The sequence below is a fragment of the Williamsia sp. Leaf354 genome (assembly GCF_001424365.1).
Taxonomy (GTDB): domain Bacteria; phylum Actinomycetota; class Actinomycetes; order Mycobacteriales; family Mycobacteriaceae; genus Williamsia_A.
Window position 1 is genome coordinate 418,505 of the sequence record NZ_LMPL01000004.1, and the last position, 16,363, is coordinate 434,867.

A 16,363-nucleotide genomic window follows, 5' to 3' on the forward strand; every position below is an offset into this window, starting at 1 on the left:
CCGAGCGGCTCAGCCGACGCGCTGCGGGCGGCGGTCGTCGACGTCGGTCGCTGCGGTCGCTGCGGCCCGGTTTCCGACGGTGCGTCCCACCGCGATCGCCACCAGCAGCAGGGCCGGCGCGGCGATCGCGATCCGGATGGGGAGCTCGGTGCGCAGGTGCAGGGCCTCGATCACCGAGGTGTACACCGCACCGCTGGCCATCTGCAGGAAGAAGAACAGTCCGGCACCGACACCCTGTGCGGGGAGATCGAGGCCGATGAGGCCGTTCTGCGCGTGGGGAATCGCCGCGCCGACGCCGATGAACGTCACCGACAGCGGTATCACCAGCGCGAACACCGATCCCACACCCGCGATCGCGAGGACCACCAGCGCCGCGGCGCCGACACCGCCGATCATGCTGCCCACCAGGTGTGCGCGCGCGTGCGACCGCGACCGTCGGATCCCGATGCTCCCGGCGATGTAGCCGATCGCCGGGATCGTGAGCACCAGTCCGTAGTCGAGGGTCGACAGGCCATGGATGTCCTGCAGCAGGTACGCCGACTGTTCGATGAACAGGAAGTAGCTCATCCACGCCAGCGAGATCACCAGGGCGTTGATGCCGAACCCGCGCCGCCGCAGAGCGGTCGCGATCCCACGGGCCACGGTGCGGGGGCCGATCGGGGCGGGGATCTCGGGGCGCGCCGACGGGACGATCCGCGCGAACGCGACGGCGAGCGCCAGTCCGATCACCGCCAGCACCCCGAACAGCACACGCCACGAGGTGATCTCGATCAGCGAGGCCCCCACCAGCGGGGACAGGGCGGGGGTCGCGGCGATGACGATGGACAGCGAGGTGAGGATCTGCATCCGCGCCGACGACGGGAATCGACGCTGGATCACCAGGCGACACAGGACCGTCGCCGAGGTCCCGCCGATCGCCTGCACCACCCGGGCCGCGAACAACACACCGACGTTCGGGGCGAGCGCCGCGGCCACCCCTCCGACGGCGAACAGGACCAGCCCGACCGCCTGGAGGCGTCGCGCGTCGTATCGATCGGCGAGCACCCCGGCGGCGAACATCGAGATCGCGTATCCGGCCATGTACCCCGACAGTGTCAGCTGGATCGCCGAGACCGACGTCCCGAGGTCGGCGGCCATCGTCGGGATCGAGGGGTTGAGCAGGCTCAGCCCGAGCTGCGGCACCATCACGGCGACGAGCAGCATGACGCGCACCCGCGGGTCGGGTGCCACCGTGGTCTCAGACATGCGCCGACCCCGTCCGGGCCGGTCGCAGCGACTCGTCGACGATCTGGCGCGCCACCGAGCGTGCGCGGCGTCTGATCTTGCCCATGCTGCTGATGTAGTAGAGGTCGCCCGAGGCGATCTCACCGATCACGTACAGGCCCGGGACCGCTGTGCCGCTCCGATCGAGCAGGGCGTTGCTGATGATGTCGACGCGCAGCCCGCCGTACGGGTTCGCCTGCGCCAGGCCGCGATAGAGCAACGAGGAGACCAGCGCCCCGGCGGCGGGCGACGGGGCACCGGCCGCGGTGCGCGTGGCGTTGACCACGTGCGACACCGACGTACGACCACCGTCGCGGAAGTCGATGTCGAATCCACCTGCGGCGGGCTCGATCTCGGTGACCCCGGAGCGGATGCTCAGCCGACCGTCGGCGACCATGGCCCCCAGGGCCGCCGCACTCTTCGCCGGCAGCGGATTCGACAACGCCTGGAACGACGCGTGGGTGGTGGCGAGGAACTCCGCCCGCGCCCGCCGGGTCATGGCCGACCAGATCTCGTTGACGTAGTGCTGGGCGATGCCGATCACCAGACGCTGCACCGCGGCATCGACCGATCGCGTCGGGTCGGCGCCGTGCGCGAGGCGTTCGCCCGCGGGACGGGCGACGGCACCGAACGCGGCACGGACCTCGGAGCGCCGGATCCCCTCCCCCAGAGCGAGATAGTCCACGATCTGCAGGACGTCCTGCCATGCGAGTCCACCGCGCTTGCGGGTGACCCGCAGGATCATCGCCGAGATGTCGGGGTCGAAATCCAAGGGTGACACGATCGCTCGCGCATCGGGCACGATGCCGTTGCGGGAGCACATCGTGAAGTGACCCGCGAAGTCCCCACGGCCCAGCGCCAGCGCCACATCGACAGCACTCAGACCGGTACCGACGACCGCCGCCGCGTCGGCCGTGGCGACCTCGCCGAGCCACCCGTCGATCGGGTAGGGATCGCCGGTGTAGGACGGCAGTCCGGTGAGACGGTAGGGGTCGGCCGGCGGACTCGAGCCCAGTGCGAGGACGACCAGATCATGCGTGGCCTCGACGACCCCGCCGTCGGCCGATTCCACTGTGAGGCAGTAGGTCCCGGCGCGCAGTGCGATGTCGACGACACGGCCGGCCACGAAGGTGAGGTGGTCGCCGAGGTGCGCCTGGGCACTCTCGGCAGAGTCGGCGAGGTAGCGGCCGTAGAGCGCCCGCGGCACGAACGAGTGCTCGCCGTCGTCGAGATGTTCGGGTGCGTGGGCCGCGACCCACTCACAGAACTCGTCGGGCCACGCGTCCGACACCGACATCGCGAACACCTGGCGGTTGAGCAGCGCCGAGTCGGCGGGCTCGGAGTAGGCCCGCCCGGGGCCCGGCGGCCGGTCGGCGTAGACGACGACATCGAGACGATCCCCGTGGGGCAGTTGACGGATCAGGCTGATCGCCGCCGCACCACCGCCCACGATTCCGATCGAGATCACGCAGTGCTCCGCTTCTCTGGTCAAGTAGTTAGCCAGAGTAGTCAATCACCACGCGTCCGAATCGCACCAGATGTCGCGAAGGAGACCTTCGTTACGTTGCGCGCCAAACCCATTAGCGTGCAGGCATTTCCGATCACCGAGGTCCGAAGGGTGCCGTTCACCGGCCCGACACCCTCCGGCCACCGATCAGTGCGAGACGGCCTTCTCGACGCCGACGCCGGTCAGCGAGCGCACCTCCATCTCGGCCTGGCGCGCGGCGTTCTCGCGTCGACGGCCACCGATGTACGTACCGATCACGGCGAGCAGGAAGCCGGCCGGGATGGACACGATGCCCGGGTTCGACATCGGGAAGAGGTCGAAGTTCGCGTCGGGGAACATCGACGTCGGCTTACCCGACACCGCAGGCGAGATCACGATCAGTCCGATGCAGGTGATCAGACCGCCGTAGATGCTGAACAGCGCCCCGGTGGTGTTGAACCGCTTCCAGAAGAGCGAGAACAGCAGCGTCGGCAGGTTTGCCGACGCTGCGACGGCGAACGCCAGGGCCACGAGGAACGCGATGTTCTGACCCATCGCGAGGATGCCGAGGACGATGGCGACGACACCGATCACCACCACCGTGATCCGCGAGACGCGTACCTGCTGCTCCTCGGTGGCCGTGCCTCGCTTGATGACGCTGGCGTAGATGTCGTGGGCGAACGACGCCGACGCGGTGATCGCGAGACCGGCAACGACGGCGAGGATGGTCGCGAAGGCGACCGCCGAGATCACCGCCAGGAAGATCGTCCCACCGAGCTCGAAGGCCAACAGCGGCGCTGCGGCGTTCTCCTTGCCCGGGGCGGCCTGGATGACGTCGGGTCCGACCATGCGGGCGGCGCCGTAGCCGAGCACCAGCGTGAACAGGTAGAACGCACCGATCAGACCGATGGCCCAGGTGACCGAGCGTCGGGCCTCCTTGGCCGTGGGCACGGTGTAGAAGCGCATCAGCACATGCGGAAGGCCGGCGGTGCCCAGGACGAGGGCGATGCCGAGGGAGATGAAGTCCAGCCGCGACATCGCGCTGATGCCGTACTTGGCGCCCGGCGCGAGGATGTCCTTGCTCGAGTTGGCCTGTGCGTCGGCGAGCAGCGTCGAGAAGTTGCCCTTCACCGCGACGAGCACGAGGACGAACATGACGCCGGCACCGAGGATGAGCAGGACGGCCTTCACCATCTGCACGTAGGTGGTGCCCTTCATGCCGCCGATGAGCACATAGGCGATCATCAGCAGTCCGACGACCGCGACCACGACGCCCTGGCCGAACTTGCCGTCGATGTTGAGCAGCAGCGACACCAGTCCCCCGGCCCCGGCCATCTGCGCGAGCAGATAGAACAGCGACACCGCCAGGGTCGACAGCGCGGCGGCCATGCGGACCGGCCGCTCGGAGAGACGGAAGCTCAACACGTCGGCCATGGTGAAGCGACCGGTGTTGCGCAGCAGTTCGGCGACGAGCAGCAGGGCGACCAGCCAGGCGACCAGGAAGCCGATGGAATAGAGGAAGCCGTCGTAGCCGTACACCGCGATGGCGCCGGCGATGCCGAGGAACGATGCGGCCGAGAGGTAGTCACCGGCGATCGCGAACCCGTTCTGCGGTCCGGAGAACTGTCCGCCTCCGGTGTAGAAGTCCGACGCCTTCTTGGTGGTGCGGCTCGCGCGGATCACGATGGTCATGGTGACCACCACGAACGCGGCGAAGATGGCGATGTTGAGTGCGGGGTTGCCCACCGACGCACCCGCTGCGGCGAGAGTGCTCATGCGGCAGGTCCTTCCAGCTCGTCACGGATGGCTGCGGCCCGCGGGTCGAGCTCGCGGTTGGCGAAACGTACATAGATCGCGGTGATCACGAAGGTCGACACGAACTGCCCGAGGCCCAGGATGATGCCGAGGTTCACGTTGCCGAACACCTTCGTGGCCATGAAGTCCGCGGCGTAGGTCGCCAGCAGCACGTAGACCGCGTACCAGGCGAGAAAGAACCCGGTGATCGGGAAGACGAATGTGCGCAGACGCCGACGCAGCTCCTGGAACTCGGGGGTGGCCTGCATGTCGACGAAGGCCTGCGCGTCGGGGGTGCGCCGCGGCGCACCCGGGGCGTCGGACCCGTGGGGTTCGAGATCTGCTGCTGTCATGCGCAGACGGTAGCGAGACCCAGGTCACATCAGTGGGTTGTGGGCACCGTCACACGGCGAGGGGTCGGGCTGTGCGACGAACGGTCGCCCGGGCACGACGAACGGCGGTTCGGTCACCCCTCGCCCGGCGTCCCGTCTCGCAGTCCGACCTCGCGGTCGCGGCCGACTCCGAGTCGTTCGGGGGCGTGCAGTCGGGTGAAGATGCGCCCGACATCGGCGGGGATGCGGGTCGGTGTCGCACGGGACACGACGATCATGGTGGCGAACGCGAGCGGGACGCTCAGTGCCGCCGGGTACCCCGCCAGCACCGACGGCCACCCGCCGGCCACGGTGTCGTCGAATCCGCCGAACGTGGTGGCGACGACGGCGGCGCCGGCCACCGATGCACCGACGAGGAGCCCGCTCACCGCCCCGACCGCGGTGAGCCCGCGCCACCAGATGCCCAGCACCAGAAGAGGGCAGAGGGTCGACGCCGCGACGGCGAACACCAGACCGACCGTGCGCGACAGGTCGACCGACGTCACGCCGACGGCCATCACCACCGGCACCACCCCGGCCACGACCGACGCGATACGGAAGTCGCGCACGCGCCCGCCCAACACGTCGGTGCTCACCACCCCCGCGACGCTGACGAGCAGACCCGACGACGTCGCGAGAAACGCGGCGATGGCGCCGGCGGCGACGAGCGCCGCGAGCAGCTGACCACCGATCCCCGACAGCACCGACCCCGGGAGCAGCAGCACCGCGGCATCGGAGGTGCCGGTGATGAGCAGTTGCGGGACGTAGAGGCGCGCGAACGCGCCGAGCACCGTCGGGAACAGGTAGAAGGCCGCGAGAAGGCCGACGACCGCCATCGATGTCACACGCGCCGAGCGGCCGTCGCGATTGGTGTAGAACCGCACCAGCACGTGCGGTAACCCCATGGTGCCCAAAAAGATCCCGATGATGAGCGAGTAGACCTGGAACAGCGGATGGGGTCCGCCGAACCCCCACCCCGGGCGCATCCAGTCGGCGTGGGTGGTGGGCGCACCGGCCACCACCGGGACCGGCGATCCGGCGGCGAGGTCGAGCGAGGTGCCCGCCGACACCTCGTGCTCGCCGGGCTCGAGGAGTAGCGGCCCGGTCACCTCGGCACCGTCGATGCGGCCGTCGGCGCCGAGCTGTAGTGGCGTCGAGACCGTCACGCGGACGTCGGTGGTGACGTCGACCGTGGTCGCCGCGGTCACCACCGGCGGTGCCGCGGAGCCGAGATCTCCCGCTCGGCGGTCATCGGTGTAGAAGTGGATCGCGAGCGCCAGTGCCGGGATCGCGATGGCGGTCATCTTGAGCCAGTACTGGAACGCCTGCACGAAGGTGATCGAGCGCATGCCGCCACCGACGACGTTCGCGATGACGATGAGCCCGATCACGGTCGCCCCGATCCAGGGCGGTACCCCCAGCAGGATGTCGAGGGTGAGTCCGGCGCCCTGCAGCTGCGGCACGAGGTAGAGCACACAGATCAGCACCACCGATGCGGTGGCGACCGAGCGCAGTCGTCGTGAGCCGAGACGGAACTCGGCGAAGTCGGGGACGGTGTAGGCACCGGAACGGCGCAGGGGCGCCGCGACGAACAGGAGCAGACCGACGTAGCCCGCGGTGAACCCCACCGGATACCACAGCGCGTCGGCGCCGTACTTGGCGATCAGGCCCGCGACTCCGAGAAATGATGCCGCGGAAAGGTATTCACCCGAGATCGCCGCAGCGTTCCACCGTGACCCCACGCTGCGGGAGGCGACCAGGAAGTCACTGGTGGTCCGGGCAAGGCGCACGCCGTAGGCGCCGATCGCGACGGTCGCCACGGCGGCGGCGATCAGCGCGATCGCCGTCGCGACCGGTAGGGGGTGTCCGGCGATCGTCGTCATCGCCTCAGTCGTCGACGAGGTCGACGAACTCCTGCTCGTTGCGGTCGGCGCGTCGGACGTAGAAGCGGCACGCGGCGAACAACACCGGGTACACGGCCACACCGAGTATCAGCCAGGGCAACCCGATGCCGGCGAGGCTGATGTCGGCGATCGACGGCACGAGGAGGAACAGGACCGGCAGCGCGGCGAGTGCCGTCGCGGCCACGCCACCCACGCGCAGGGCGAGTCCGAGCTGCGCACGGATCAGGCCGCGGACGAACGCGTCGCCGATCTCGGTCTGCTCCTGCACCTCCACGCGACTACGGACCCGTCGCGCGCCCCGTCGTTGCGCGAGGACGACACGTTCCCGCGGCGGCGGGCGTCGATCGCGCGGCGTGGTCACCGCGGCCCCGGCGAGCGGCCGCCGACGAGTCGGTCCTTCAGTTCGCGCGTGTGTCGTCGGCTGACCGGGAGTTCGACGCCCGGTGCGTCGCCGACCGGCCGCAGGCAGACCACGGTCTGCGATCCGGCGGTGCGGATACCGGTCACCGAGGGCAGGTGCACGAGGTACGAGCGGTGGACGCGGACGAATCCGGCGTGTTGCCAGCGATTCTCGAGTGTCGACAACGGTGTGCGCACGAGGTGGGCGTCGCGATCGGTGTGCAACCGGGCGTAGTCGCCGACCGCCTCGACCCAGCGCACATCCGACCGCGGCACCAGGGTGGTGATGCCGGCGATCTCCACCGCCAGCACCTCGTCGGCGTCGCGCCCGTGCGCCGGACCGGGTGCCGCCGACGGCGTCGCGCGATGGTCCACGACACGCCCGACGGCCTCGGCGAGGCGTTCGGTGCGCAGCGGTTTGAGCAGGTAGTCGACCGCGCCGAGGTCGAAGGCCCGCACCGCGCGGTCGTCGTGCGCGGTCACGAACACCACCGACGGCGGATCGGCGAACGCGCCGAGCACCCGGGCGAGTTCGAGGCCGTCGAGTCCCGGCATGTTGATGTCGAGGAACACCGCGTCGATGGGTGTCGGGGAGTCGGTGATGAGCCGCAACGCGGTCGTGGCGTCGGAGGCGGTCAGCACCGTCGTCACCGGATCGGTCTGCATCAGCGCGAATTCGAGTTCGTCGAGTGCCGGGAGTTCGTCGTCGACGGCGAGGACGGTCAGGCCACGACGCGGTGGCGGTGCGGAGAATTCGGGAATCTGGGTCACGACGGGAGCCATGCTGCCATCACACGGTGATCCCGGGGCGGAACTTCGGCACACGCATGCTGACCTTCGTGCCCGCACCCGGCGCGGTCTCCACGACGAGACCGTAGTCGTCGCCGAACGCGGCGCGCAGCCGGTCGTCGACGTTGGCGAGTCCGACGTGTGCGGTCTCGGCGGCGCCGGAGCCGGCCGCGGTCACCCCGTCGAGTCCGGACCGCAGCAGTTCGGGATCCATCCCGACACCGTCGTCCTCGACGCTGATGACGCAGTCCGCGCCCTCGTCGTCGGCGACGATGGTCACCGTTCCCCCGGTGGACGTGCCCGAGATGCCGTGACGGACGGCATTTTCGACGAGCGGCTGGAGGGCGAGGAACGGCAACACGACATTGAGCACCTCGGGGGCCACCTGCAGGCGCACGTCGAGGCTCTCGCCGAACCGCGCTCGTTCGAGGGTGAGGTAGCGGTCGATGTTGCGCAGCTCGTCGGCGAGCAGGGTGTACTCCCCCGCCGCGCGGAACGAGTAGCGGGTGAAGTCGGCGAACTCGAGGATGAGTTCCCGCGCCCGCTCGGGATCGGTGCGGACGAACGACGCCACGGTGCTCAGCGCGTTGTAGATGAAGTGCGGACTGATCTGGGCACGCAGCGCGCGGACCTCGGCGCGGTCGAGTCGGGCGCGCGAGGCGTCGAGCTCGGCGAGCTGGATCTGACTGCCCGCGTACCTCGCGACGTCGGTGATCGCCGACAGTGCACCGGGCCCGGGCGTGGTGCGGCTGACGACCCCGAGCACGCCGAGGACCTCGGTACCGGTGAGGGGTTCGACGACGAGTGCCCGGACACCGCTGTCACCGAGCCCCGAGGTGATGAGGATGCGCCGGCCGTCGGCCACGCAGCGGACCGCGGCGTCGGCGAACCGTGCCGTGAGGCCCTCGTGCGGACCGTCCCACACCAGCACCGTGCCGTCGGCATCGGCGACACCGACCGCGTCGGCGGCGGTCAGCGCACGCAGGTGCGGCGCGGCCAGCCCCGCCGACTCGGCGGTCAGTCCCTCTCGGAGCGGTGCGGCTGCCAGCGACGCGGTGTGCAGGGTGGCGTGCACCGCGCGTTCGGTGGGCGTGGTGAGGGTGGGTCGGGTGCGGGTCCGCAACACCACGACCGCCGTCGACACGATCAGGACGGCGACGATGACCACCACCCACGCGAGGGTGGACATCAGTGGTGGTGCGCCGGTCCGGTCATCGGGCCATCATCGCAGGCCACCGCCGCGCGGCGGGAGAGAACGTCAGCTGGCGCGCGCGAGCCACAGACGCTTGCGGCACACCGCGCGCATCTGCTCGGCCACGCGCGGCGGCAGGGCATCGGTGTTGCCGGAGTCGAGCTGGGACCGCAGACGGGTGAAGAACTCGACATCACCGAAACCGAACTCGGCGCGGATCGCCTCGGTGGGACCGCCACCCCGCTGGAACCAGCCCAGCTCGAACTGCACCAATCGGTCATCGCTGAATTCGCCGGTCGCCCGGCCGATCTCGGTGTCAACAGTCATTGTCGGTCACCCCGTTTCTTCGCGTCGCAGAGAGTGTGTCGATGCCACGCCCCCGCGTGGACAACCAGATCATTGTGCATGCGAACGGTGAGCCGCGCCACCAATTCGCGCACCGGCGCGCCCAACTGTAGGGAACCCATGTGACACCGCACCGAACCCCGGGTGACGAATCGGCGCAGATGCCCCGAACACGACACAGGGGGAGCGGCCCGAAGGCCACTCCCCCTGTGGGAGAACTGTCAGATCAGCCGATCAGAACAGGCTGAACTGCTTGCCGTACAGGGTGACGACGCCATCGACGGCGTCGGTCGAGACGGTGACGACGATCTTCGGCTTGGCCGAGGCGTAGCCGGCGCACGCGTCGACCGAGAAGCGCTCGCCGCTGTAGGCGATACCGCCGCGCTTGCCCGCGATCGAGAACGAGTTGACCTTGTTGCCGTCGCTGTCGGTGGTGTCGACGATCGGCACGTAGGCCGCCTGGCCCGGAGCGATCGCGAAGCTGCCGCTGCCGCCGTTGGTCGAGTCGTCGTCCGGCACGATCGGAGTCGTCTGGTTGGTCAGATCGATGTCCGCGCCGCCGTCGATACCTCCGTTGGAGCTGAAGCTCAGCTGGCAACCGACGAGGTAACCGGCCAGCACGTTCGCGCCGACGGCCTTGCCGCCGATGGTCACGATGACCTGGCCCGAGACGGTGACGTTGCGGCTGGTCGGCAGTGCGACCGTCGATCGCTGGACGCCGTACGACTGGTTCTTGAGCTCGACGGTCACCTTGGTGCCGTCGACGAGGGTGGTGGAGGTGAAGGCACCCGGCAGCGAGGCCGCGGCGGCAGCGCCCGCGCCCATGCTGGCCAGGCCCACGGCCGTGACCGAGGCGATGCTCGCGGCCGCGGCCACGAAGCGCATCTTGGTGTTGTTCATGATTCCCCTTAGCGGAAGTCAGTCTGCTTGCGGCAGATAAAGAATGGAGAGTGTGGGCGGATTATCTGCTGCGTCAGCCGATGCTGAACACGTTGCCGTACAGGGTCGACTTGATGTAGTAGTCGCCGGTCAGCTGGACCTCGGTGTAGGCGCGTGCCGAGGCGTAGCCGCCGCACTGCTGGACCGAGATCTCGTAGCGCTTGTACTGGATCGCCGACACGCCCGACTTGATGTTCTTCACGCGGATGGGCGTCTTGGCGGCCTGGCCGGGCTTCAGCGGGACGCTGATGCTGCCGGCGACGGTGCCGCCACCGACGACGTTGAGGCTGCCCGACAGTCCGCCGGTGAGGCCGGTGATGTCGATCTGGCAACCCACGATGTAACCGGTGGTCAGGATGCCCGTCGCGTTGCCCTTGACGTTGGCGAACACGTTGGCCGAGACCTCGGCCGAACGGCCGGCACCGTTGTTGGCGACGGAGGCGACGGGGTACGCGCTCTCCGCGGTGCGGGAGATCTTGACCGAGGTGCCGTCGATGCCGACGGTGGTCTTGGTTCCTCCGGGAAGAGGGCCGGCAGCAGCGTTACCTGCGCCCATGCTGGCCAGACCGACGGCGGCAACCGCGGCGACGGCGCTCGCACCGATCACGCGGCGGAGGCCGGAGTTGCTCATCTTGCTCATTCGTTCCCTCTCAAGGAAGTGCGTTTATCCCGACGACATCGAAATGTTAGCCCGGAGTGACCTGACGGTTCTGCAGAATGGTGTCGCGGATCGTTAACAGGCAGATTGCGCGACGTTACCGATGGGTTAACTTCGCACGCTGCTCGCGCCGACCTGATCCACATATCTCCAGTACGACTCAGCACCCCCCGAGGCCGGCTCAGTGCTGTGTCAGGTGGGACGTTAGCGGTCGCGCCCCCACCCGACAACACATGGGCCCACTCGTGTCGGAAAGGGTCAGGTCACAATCGCGCATCCGAGGCGGCGAAGCGCCACGAATCGGGCATGCCGGACGTAGCGCACTTCGCGCCCACACAGCGCGGTGACGAGCGGTTATCCGTGGTGCGGCGGGCGGTTGTCGAGGAACCAGCGGTCGTCGGCCGATCGGGACCCGGAGTGATCTCGATCACGCATCGGTGTCGCCTCGTCGGTGGTGACGTCGGGCAGGTCGTCGCCGAACACGTCGGCGAGTCGCCGACGCCGTTCCCACTCGTCGCTGTCGGTCACGGGGGGTCTCAGAACTCGGTGATCGATTCGATGATGGCCTTGGCCAACGGGGTGACGGTGGCCATGCCGTCGCGGACCGCGGCACGCGAACTGGCCAGATTGACCACCAGGGTCTGCCCCGACATGCCCGCGACGCCGCGGGAGAGCCCGGCGTCGGCGGCACCGGCGGCGAGTCCAGAACTGCGGACCGCCTCCTCGATGCCGGGCAGCGTGCGATCGAGCAGGCCCGCGGTGGCCTCGGGCGTCACGTCGCGGGGACGCACGCCCACGCCACCGACCGACACCACCAGGTCGACACCGCCGATGACCGCGGTGTTCAGGGCGTTGCGGATCTCGACCTCGTCGGCCGCGACGGCGACCGTGGCGTCGACGTGGAAGCCCGCCTCGGTGAGCAGCTCACCGACGAGGGGGCCGATCAGGGTCTGGTCCTCGCCGTGGGCGGCGCGGTCGTCGACGACGACCACCAGCGCCCGACCGAGTTCCTGCGACTCCAGGCTCACCGCGTTCATCTTCTGTCCTCTCGCGTCGGCAGCCAGGCGTTCGGCTGCGACATCGGCGGCGGCGAGGTCGCGGCTGCTCACGCGACCGATCGACCCCGATTCGCCGGTCTCGTCGATGACAGTACTGCTGTGTACCGACGGCAGGATCCGCAGCACACCGCTGTCGGCGGGGGTGTCGGTGTCGATGGTGCTCATCAGCGGCCTCCGGTGTCGAGGGTGTCGAGGGTGACGGTGACCGTGCGGCTCGCGCCGTTGGCCGTGAACGTGATGGCGACCTGGTCGCCGGGTGCGTGCGACCGGATGGCCGCGACCAGGGCATCGCCGGAGGCGATGACGCGATCGTTGACCTTGGTGACCACCGCACCCGAGGGGATGCCGGCCTTCGCCGCCGCGCCGCCGGGGGTGACCGCGGAGAGCTGGGCGCCGGGGGTCTGTGCGTTGGCCGACGCCGACTGCACCGACACCCCGAGGCCGGCCTGTGTCGCGCGACCGGTCCGCTGGAGTTCCTGGGCGACCCGCATGGCCTGGTCGATCGGGATGGCGAAGCCGAGGCCGATGCTGCCCGCCTGCGCGCCTGCACTGTCGGACAGGCTGGCGATGGCGGTGTTGACGCCGATCAGCGCGCCGTTGGCGTTCACCAGCGCGCCACCGGAGTTACCCGGGTTGATGGCGGCGTCGGTCTGGATCGCGTCGATCACCGACGCGGTGCTGTTGTCCTCGCCCTGCGTGGACACCGGCCGGTTGAGCGAGCTGATGATGCCGGTCGTGACGGTGCCGGCGAGACCGAGCGGCGAGCCGACGGCGATCACGCTCTGGCCGACCGCGAGGTTGCCGGACTGTCCGAGGGTGATCGGGGTCAGTCCGGTCTTCGAGGCCTTGATGACGGCGATGTCGGAGATCGGGTCGGCACCGACGACGGTGGCCCCCGAGGTGGAGCCGTCGTTGTAGCTGACGGTGAGCTGGCCGGTACCCGACGACTCGGCGGTGACGACGTGGTTGTTGGTGAGGATGTAGCCGTCCTGGCTCAACACGATGCCCGAACCCTCACCCTCGCGGTTGCCGATGCGCACGTCGATCGAGACGACCGACGGCAGCACCTTGGCCGCCACCTCCTGCACCGAACCGGCTGCCGCCGCGGCGGGCTGCGAGTTGTCGCGGGGCCCGCTGACGACGCCACCCGAGACCGAGTTCGACGACGAGTTCTCCAGCCCGGCGCCGACGACCCCGCCGATTCCTCCGGCCAATGCGCACAGCACCACGACGAGGATCACCAGACCGACGCGCGAGCCGCCGCGCGTCGCCGTCTGCGTCGCGCCCGGGTACGACGAGCCGCCGTAGGACGCGGCGGGATAGTAGGCCGGACCGGCGCCCTGCTGGGAGTATCCGTGCTGACCCCCCTGCCCGTAGGACTGTCCGGAGCCGTACTCCTGACCCGATCCGTACTGGCCCGACCCGTATTGGCCCGATCCGTATTGGCTCGTGCCGTACTGATCCGACCCGAAGGGCTGGGTGCCGGCGGAGCCGGCCTCGTGCTGACCCGACCCGTAGTTCCCTGATCCGTACTGGCCCGATCCGTACTGATCGGATCCGTACTGGTCTGACGTGGGGCCGGTCGAACCGTGCTGGTCTGCAGAACCGGACTCGGATGCAGACCGGTCCCCCGGCGTCGATCCCTGTCCCGATTCCGACCCGTGCTGGCTGTCGGTCATGGCTTCGATGCCCCAATCATGGTCGTGTCGCCGTGTGGCTTCGCGCCGCGGAACGGACCCGTGTCCGTCGCGGCTGCGCGCGGTATCTGACTGCTTGACCCTAACGGTGCGCGACCGTCCTGAGAGGGGACTGAGACCCCAGCCCCCGGTTTCCTTTGAGAACCGGGCACGTACGACCGGGGCGAGACGCCCGGCGTGTCAGCGTGCCGGTTCGACCGGGGCGGTCTCCAGCGGTGTCGGACGGCCCGGGAGTTCCATGCGGATCAGGGCCCCACCCATGTCGGACTCGCCGGCCGCGACGGTGCCGCCATGTTTGCTGACCACCTGACGCACGATCGCGAGGCCGAGCCCGGAACCGGGCATCGAGCGGGCGGCGGTCGACCGGTAGAAACGGTCGAACACCAGCTCACGATCCTCCGGCGGGATACCCGGGCCGGCGTCGCCGACGGTCAGCTCCACGCGGTCGGGGCCGATCGGCCGCAGGGTCACGACCACCGGCCGGTCGCGGGGACTCCACTTGGCCGCGTTGTCGAGCACGTTGAGCACCGCGCGCGACAGGCCGTTGGACTCACCGAACACGAACCACGGCGTGATCGAGACCGCGAAGTCGACGTCGTTGCGCCGACGCCGGACCCGCTCCAGCGAACGCTCGAGGACCTCGGAGAGATCAACCTCCTCGTGCACCACCTGCGGTGCGTCGTCGCGCGCGAGATCGACGAGATCGCCGACCAGCGTGGACATCTCCTCGATCTGCGCCATCACGTCGGCACGCAGGTCGGCCATGTCGGCCTCGGGGAGCGCGCGGGCGCCCGGCGCGCTGCTCGCGATCAGCAACTCGAGGTTGGTGCGCAACGACGTGAGCGGGGTGCGCAGTTCGTGCCCTGCGTCGGCGACGAGTCGCGACTGTCGATCACGCGATTCGGCGAGGGCCCGCAGCATGAGGTTGAAACTCTGTGTGAGACGGGCGAGTTCGTCGCTACCGGTCACGGTGATGGGGTTGAGGTCGTCGGTGCGGGCGACCCGTTCGGCGGCCTGGGTGAGGCGGGCGACCGGACGCAGACCGGCGCGGGCGACGGTGGTGCCGGCGACGGCGGCGAGGATGACACCGCACCCGCCGACGATCGCGAGGACCCACGCGAGGCGGCCCAGCACCTTGTCCGTCGGGCCGAGGCTCTGCGACATGATCAGGGTGTTGCCGTCGACCAACTTGCGCGCCATCACGCGTTGGTTGTCGACGGTCCGCAGAGTCGAGGAGGCTCCGCCGTCACCGGCGACCACCGCCTTCTCCGTCGGGCCGTAGGGAACGTCACCGATCTGGAAGGCGCGCCCGTTGGGCAGCACCAGCGCGACCGACATGTCGGTCGAGAACAGCGTGCCGGCGACGAGACTCTCGGGCGAGTCGTCGAGCACGCCGTAGCGGGCGAGCTGGGTGATGCCGTCGGCACGGTTGAGCAACTGGGCGTCGACATCGGCGTACATGGCGCGGTACACCACGGCGTAGGCGCTGACCGCCATCACCGCGACGGCGATGCCGACGACGGTCGCGGCGAGCAGGGTGACCCGTAGTCGCAGCGAGATCGAGCGGGTGAGCGCGGTGGCGTCGCGCATCCGCCCGTGTCCGTAGGTCACCGATGCGCCCCGCTCACGGCGGTGTCTCACGCAGCACGTAGCCGATGCCGCGCACCGTGTGGATCAGACGCGATTCGCCGTCGGCCTCGGTCTTGCGCCGCAGATATCCGACGTAGACCTCGAGCGCATTGCCCGACGTCGGGAAGTCGTAACCCCACACCTCCTCGAGGATGCGACTGCGGGTGAGCACGCGACGCGGGTTGGCCATCAACATCTCCAGCAGCGCGAACTCGGTGCGGGTCAGGCTGATCGACCGCTCGCCACGGCTGACGTCGCGGGTCACCGGGTCCATGGTCAGGTCGGAGAAGGTCATGGCCTCGGAATCGGCGTCCACCTCGCCACCGGCGCGACGCATCAGCGCACGGAGCCGGGCGAGCAGTTCCTCGAGTGCGAACGGCTTCGGCAGATAGTCGTCGGCGCCGGCGTCGAGGCCCGACACCCGCTCGGAGACGCTGTCGCGGGCGGTGAGCACCAGGATCGGCAGATCGTCGCCGGTGCTGCGGAGCCGTCGGCACACCTCGAGGCCGTCGAGCCGGGGCATCATGACGTCGAGGACGACGGCGTCGGGACGGGTCGACGCGATCTGCTCGAGTGCCTCGACCCCGTCGCCGGCGGTCTCGACGGTGTAGCCGTTGAACGACAGGGATCGGCGAAGGGACTCCCGGACCGCGCGGTCGTCGTCCACCACCAGGATGCGCATACGCACCAGTGTGACGTGGACTGCTGAGACCTCGCTGAGACACGTCCGAACGGCGCCTCTTCGGTTACCCGAGACACGCAACTCGTTTCCGCCATCACCGAATGAGATGTTCTCAACACCTGTCATCGACGGCTCTGTGGAACCTCACAAACCTGGC

Annotated in this window: 16 protein-coding genes; all 16 read right to left on the reverse strand. The window is 69.3% G+C overall.

Annotated features, from left to right (window positions below):
* Positions 1 to 9 precede the first annotated feature (9 nt).
* The 16 genes from ASG12_RS16475 to ASG12_RS16545 all read right to left on the reverse strand — a co-directional run bounded on the left by ASG12_RS16475 (position 10) and on the right by ASG12_RS16545 (position 16,206).
* Positions 10 to 1,245 carry an MFS transporter gene (locus ASG12_RS16475; protein ID WP_055791882.1) on the reverse strand — a complete coding sequence of 412 codons (1,236 nt, stop codon included), beginning with the start codon at positions 1,243 to 1,245 and terminating at the stop codon, positions 10 to 12.
* The gene (locus ASG12_RS16480) at positions 1,238 to 2,731 is read right to left on the reverse strand and encodes an FAD/NAD(P)-binding protein (RefSeq protein ID WP_055791885.1); all 1,494 of its coding nucleotides are present in this window, start codon (positions 2,729 to 2,731) and stop codon (positions 1,238 to 1,240) included. Before ASG12_RS16480 ends, ASG12_RS16475 begins: the two co-directional genes overlap by 8 nt.
* Before the next feature lie 186 nt (positions 2,732 to 2,917).
* Positions 2,918 to 4,525: a solute symporter family protein gene (locus ASG12_RS16485; protein ID WP_055791887.1), complete on the reverse strand. Its 1,608-nt coding sequence runs from the start codon at positions 4,523 to 4,525 to the stop codon at positions 2,918 to 2,920.
* Positions 4,522 to 4,896: a DUF485 domain-containing protein gene (locus ASG12_RS16490; RefSeq protein WP_055791890.1), complete on the reverse strand. Its 375-nt coding sequence runs from the start codon at positions 4,894 to 4,896 to the stop codon at positions 4,522 to 4,524. The genes ASG12_RS16485 and ASG12_RS16490 overlap by 4 nt, the downstream gene beginning before the upstream one ends.
* Positions 4,897 to 5,009: 113 nt before the next feature.
* Complete coding sequence (locus ASG12_RS16495; protein WP_055791893.1) at positions 5,010 to 6,797, reverse strand: sodium/solute symporter; 1,788 nt, start codon at positions 6,795 to 6,797, stop codon at positions 5,010 to 5,012.
* Between the two features lie 4 nt (positions 6,798 to 6,801).
* A complete protein-coding gene (locus ASG12_RS16500) occupies positions 6,802 to 7,179 on the reverse strand; it encodes a hypothetical protein (protein WP_055791895.1) in 378 nt (125 codons plus the stop codon).
* The gene (locus ASG12_RS16505; RefSeq protein WP_055791898.1) at positions 7,176 to 8,000 is read right to left on the reverse strand and encodes a LytR/AlgR family response regulator transcription factor; all 825 of its coding nucleotides are present in this window, start codon (positions 7,998 to 8,000) and stop codon (positions 7,176 to 7,178) included. The genes ASG12_RS16500 and ASG12_RS16505 overlap by 4 nt, the downstream gene beginning before the upstream one ends.
* A gap of 7 nt (positions 8,001 to 8,007) precedes the next feature.
* A complete protein-coding gene (locus ASG12_RS16510; protein ID WP_055791900.1) occupies positions 8,008 to 9,195 on the reverse strand; it encodes a sensor histidine kinase in 1,188 nt (395 codons plus the stop codon).
* A 69-nt stretch (positions 9,196 to 9,264) separates the two neighbouring features.
* Positions 9,265 to 9,525, reverse strand: a complete 261-nt coding sequence (locus tag ASG12_RS16515; RefSeq protein ID WP_045823990.1) for a hypothetical protein — start codon at positions 9,523 to 9,525, stop codon at positions 9,265 to 9,267.
* Between the two features lie 252 nt (positions 9,526 to 9,777).
* Complete coding sequence (locus tag ASG12_RS16520; RefSeq protein WP_055791902.1) at positions 9,778 to 10,443, reverse strand: MspA family porin; 666 nt, start codon at positions 10,441 to 10,443, stop codon at positions 9,778 to 9,780.
* Positions 10,444 to 10,516: 73 nt separating this feature from the next.
* Positions 10,517 to 11,122, reverse strand: coding sequence for an MspA family porin (locus ASG12_RS16525; RefSeq protein ID WP_055791905.1), 606 nt, complete (start codon positions 11,120 to 11,122; stop codon positions 10,517 to 10,519).
* 372 nt (positions 11,123 to 11,494) lie between these two features.
* On the reverse strand, positions 11,495 to 11,668 hold the full coding sequence (locus tag ASG12_RS21350) for a hypothetical protein (RefSeq protein ID WP_200932802.1): 174 nt from the start codon (positions 11,666 to 11,668) through the stop codon (positions 11,495 to 11,497).
* Positions 11,669 to 11,676: 8 nt separating this feature from the next.
* Positions 11,677 to 12,363, reverse strand: a complete 687-nt coding sequence (locus ASG12_RS16530) for a MogA/MoaB family molybdenum cofactor biosynthesis protein (protein WP_082502076.1) — start codon at positions 12,361 to 12,363, stop codon at positions 11,677 to 11,679.
* The gene (locus ASG12_RS16535) at positions 12,363 to 13,877 is read right to left on the reverse strand and encodes a trypsin-like peptidase domain-containing protein (RefSeq protein WP_055791907.1); all 1,515 of its coding nucleotides are present in this window, start codon (positions 13,875 to 13,877) and stop codon (positions 12,363 to 12,365) included. Before ASG12_RS16535 ends, ASG12_RS16530 begins: the two co-directional genes overlap by 1 nt.
* 198 nt (positions 13,878 to 14,075) lie before the next feature.
* A complete protein-coding gene (locus ASG12_RS16540; protein WP_082502077.1) occupies positions 14,076 to 15,485 on the reverse strand; it encodes a HAMP domain-containing sensor histidine kinase in 1,410 nt (469 codons plus the stop codon).
* A gap of 34 nt (positions 15,486 to 15,519) precedes the next feature.
* Complete coding sequence (locus ASG12_RS16545) at positions 15,520 to 16,206, reverse strand: response regulator transcription factor (protein WP_055791912.1); 687 nt, start codon at positions 16,204 to 16,206, stop codon at positions 15,520 to 15,522.
* Positions 16,207 to 16,363 lie beyond the last annotated feature (157 nt).